This window comes from Kocuria sp. CPCC 205263 (assembly GCF_040981075.1).
Lineage (GTDB): Bacteria > Actinomycetota > Actinomycetes > Actinomycetales > Micrococcaceae > Kocuria > Kocuria rosea.
Map to the genome: position 1 here is coordinate 1 of NZ_JAVKPV010000041.1, position 979 is coordinate 979.

Sequence of the window (979 nt, forward strand, 5' to 3'; positions counted from 1 at the left end):
AATCCTGTCGGCATCTTATGTCCATGTCCCGAGTACGATCCGGCCACCACCCGGTATATTGATGGTTACGCCATTACCATTGATAACCGTTGTGTTGCCGGAGCCATTGAAAGAAAAATTACCGTTTGTGGCGTAAATCGAGCCGCGAACGGTCACGTTGTTGAACGTCGCGTAGCCTGACTTGTTGATGTGCCAGCCAACGTTCCCCGTGCCGTCCCAGGTTGTGGACTGGATGTAGCTGCCGATTTTGGTGTTGTCGATAGTCCCTTCACCAATCACAGTATTTCGGATGAAGGTCTGCCCGTTCTGAATAACGAACGGAAGCGTAACGGTCGCTCCGGCCTGGTGCGTTACCGCGAAGCGGTCTGCCAGGAAGATAACCTGCGACTGCATCCCGGATGGCGTATTCTCAACGCCGATCCCCATCCCTGCCGCGTAATACTGACCGTTGCTGGATAACCCGACCTTGATGCTGTACATCGCCTTCAGGTCGCCGTTCACGTTCGCAATGGCCTCCGCGTTGGTGGTGATCGCAGAAGTGTGGCCATTAACGGTCGCCGTGATGCTGTTTACCTGCGTGGCCATAGCCTGCTGGTAATCCGAGAACGTCTGATTCAGGTTGTTGATAGATGCTTTGTTGCCGTTAACGTCCGTCTGCAGGCTCAGCAGCGAGCGCGCCGTTGCTTCCTTCTCGTTAACGATAACCTCGTCAATACGGTCCAGCTGAGCGCTGTTACCGGCGACCGTTGCGGATAACCTTTTGCGTGTGGCCACCTGCGCCAACCCGTTCTGGATAATGGCAATGGCTGAGTTCTTCACCCCGCCCGTCATGCCGTCCATAGACACGCTGATGCTGTCGATTCGCTGGCCCAGGGCGGCATCTTCTGTTGCCACCGTTTGCTCAAGCTGACTGAGTGAAGACGAAACATCCCCGACCGTGCTGGAAAGCTCATTAACGCTGGTCTGTACCTTCCCAATG

At 55.3% G+C, this 979-nt stretch carries 1 protein-coding gene; it reads right to left on the minus strand.

The annotated features are described in order from the left end of the window. Positions 1-15: 15 nt before the first annotated feature. Positions 16-979, minus strand: a 964-nt coding sequence (locus tag RF647_RS19020; RefSeq protein ID WP_368813098.1) for a DUF1983 domain-containing protein, incomplete at its 5' end; no start/stop codon positions are given.